Genomic DNA, 2526 nt, shown 5'->3' with positions numbered 1-2526 from the left:
CACCCTGCCCCTAGGAAAAACTTTTTCAGCAGACCCTAGGTAACTGACTACCTCAAAATCGGTAAAACCCTACACCCCACACCCCACACCCCACACCCTGCCCCCACGAAAAACTTTTTCAGCAGACCCTAACTACAGATAATACCTTTTTGTTCGTAATTCAACGAGCAGATATTATCAAAAAAGCCATTCAACTTGGGGTTCCCTCTTTGAATCTGCAATCTTCCCCCGCACAACTGGGAACCGCTATTATTCAACACTGGAACGAGAAGATTCGCTCCAGTCAAACTGCTCAAAATGTCATCAACAGCTATGAGGGAATATTGCTAAAAAACCGAGAGGGCAATGAATATGTTTACTGTGAATACCCCCTTAATCCTCTTGATCCTAAGGTTTTTTCTTGGGCATGGGCAATAGATAAAAAAACTGGGGGAGTAGGGGCAGGTTTACAGGGAAGCATCGCTGGCAAAACTCAGTTAGTTTGGTACAAAAATCAGAAACAGTTGTTTAGAAGCAGAACAATCCCCGCTGCCGCTATTCGTCTGAGAATTGAGAGAACTCGTCTGACAATAGATCGATATGTGGAGACAATTTTTGCAGCGCTACAAACCCAAACTAATACTCAAGATTTTGTCCCATAGAGTCTGCTACCACTTTGCCTAACAGTGGTGGCACAGATTCTCCAATTTGAGAGGCCATATCAGTATAAGTCCCTAAAAAGTGAAAATGATCGGGATAAGAATGTAATCTTGCTGCTTCACGAATTGTGATTGTCCGATTCTGGGTCGGATGAAAAAATCTGCCAGAACCGGGATGAAAAAACCACCTTGTAATTGTTCTTGCTGGTTTATCCCAAGAAAGTCGACCATAGGCCCCGCTATAGTGTTTTTTCGGTGCTAATTCAGCAGGTAGATCTCTCGCATCTTGTACTTCCGCCAGAATTTGCACTCTTGACATTTGAATTGGTGTTAAAGCACGGGCAATATGATTAACAATTTTTTGACTTTGCTCACGCATCTTCTGTTGATATATGGTCTCGGGTTCCCTAGTATAAATTTCGTGATCATAAGCTTGTCCTGCTTCTAAAGTAGGTAAATCACTAATGGCATCTTTAACAGTAGTAACTGGGGCAATATTTGGTTCTAGTAAAGTAAGCTGTGTCCAAGATTTTACAGCTTTATATAGCATTTCTGATATCACCAGAATGAGTTGCTTGGGGAATGGATGGTAAACGCTCTAGACTAGCTAAAAAAAAGGCTCTTGAGCGAGTTTGTGGCACTCCATAATAAGCGGCGTTTAGGGAAGTAGTAACTACTTGATAACCACAAGATTCTAAATGTGCTACAATTTCATCTCTGATGATACCGCCATAAGCTTTCAAAATTTCAGGAACATTTTCCATGACTACATGAAGAGGACGAAACTCTTGAACAAATCCTAAGAAAGACTTATATAAATGATTGCGAGAATCATTAAGATAGCGATACCCAGCCAGGATATTTCGTGAAAATCCTTGACAGGGTGGACCCCCGATAAGGGCAGTTAATTCTTCTCTTTGTAAACCTAAGTATAAGCGCAGTTCTGATGGATTAACTTTGCGGATGTCTTCCTGAAAAGTGCGTGTTTTAGGATAATTATGTTGATAGGTTGCTAATGCTTTCGCATTTAAGTACCTAAGCAAAATTAATTACACATCTAAGCCACTACTCCGTCAGACTTCTGGTGTGAGGAAACAGTGAACTGAAAACTCAAATCCGATCCCTAATAGCTGTCTCCCGTCTCGGAGTCTCCCGTCTCGGAGTCTCCCGTCTCGGAGTCTCCTGTCTCCTGTCTCGACTAGGAAATTAATTTTGCACGACTACTTAGTTGACATCAGATAGACCTTTTTGCTATCTTGTGTTTGTCAACTTTAATGAGTGTCAAAGAATATGCACATAGTCTGTCCTTTAAGCGGTAGTGCTAACCTTGTTTTACGAGAAACTATAGAAGTTAAAGCACTCATTAAACTGTATAGCAGATGGGGTGGGTTTGATATCAGTTCGGAATTTCTTGATTTAGAGACGATTAATTTTTATCATTGTCTAGATTCAGATTTGAAATTTTTTCATCCTCTGGTTACAGGTTCAGAGTCATTTTATCAAGAATTACAGAAGTTCAAATGGTATTATATGGATGATAAAGAAGAATACGATTATGCTTGTAATTTCATCACTAGCGAGGATCGAGTTTTAGAAGTGGGCTGTGGGAAAGGAGCTTTTTCTCAAAAAATAAAAACCTCTAATTATACTGGACTTGAATTTAGCAGTAAAGCTATAGAAATAGCATCTCATGCCAATATAAATGTTCTTAATCAAATTGTAGAAGATTACTGTGTGAGTAACTCAGATAGTTACGATATTGTTTGTTCATTCCAAGTGTTAGAGCATGTGTCTAACCCTAAATCTTTTATAGAATCTTGTTTAAAATGCCTTAAAAAAGGGGGTCTATTGATTATCTCTGTGCCTAGTGATGATTCATTTATTGGCT

General features: G+C 39.5%; 4 protein-coding genes. 2 read left to right on the top strand and 2 right to left on the bottom strand.

Translation table 11 applies throughout. The features are described 5' to 3' along the window. Positions 1–149 precede the first annotated feature (149 nt). Positions 150–641, top strand: coding sequence for a hypothetical protein (locus PX636_RS12940; protein ID WP_002797483.1), 492 nt, complete (start codon positions 150–152; stop codon positions 639–641). Here PX636_RS12940 and PX636_RS12935 read toward each other — a convergent pair. Beyond that, entirely contained in the window at positions 616–1188 is a 573-nt protein-coding gene (locus tag PX636_RS12935) for a DNA cytosine methyltransferase (protein WP_288117502.1), read from the bottom strand. The two genes, PX636_RS12940 and PX636_RS12935, sit on opposite strands and share 26 nt — an antisense overlap. Further along, entirely contained in the window at positions 1178–1681 is a 504-nt protein-coding gene (locus tag PX636_RS12930) for a DNA cytosine methyltransferase (protein WP_288117501.1), read from the bottom strand. Before PX636_RS12930 ends, PX636_RS12935 begins: the two co-directional genes overlap by 11 nt. 247 nt (positions 1682–1928) lie before the next feature. Between PX636_RS12930 and PX636_RS12925 the strand changes: the two genes are divergently transcribed. Continuing rightward, positions 1929–2526, top strand: a 598-nt coding sequence (locus PX636_RS12925; protein ID WP_288117500.1) for a class I SAM-dependent methyltransferase, incomplete at its 3' end; no start/stop codon positions are given.

Origin of the sequence: Microcystis sp. M53598_WE2 (genome assembly GCF_030067735.1) — a bacterium.
Lineage (GTDB): Bacteria > Cyanobacteriota > Cyanobacteriia > Cyanobacteriales > Microcystaceae > Microcystis > Microcystis aeruginosa.
Note: the sequence above shows the minus strand (reverse complement) of the source record. Positions and strands in the feature narration are given on the sequence as shown.

What these genes read in the sequence shown, in the direction of transcription:
- PX636_RS12935 (WP_288117502.1), bottom strand. Translation starts at nt 1,188, where the DNA reads ATGCTATATAAAGCTGTAAAATCTTGGACACAGCTTACTTTACTAGAA.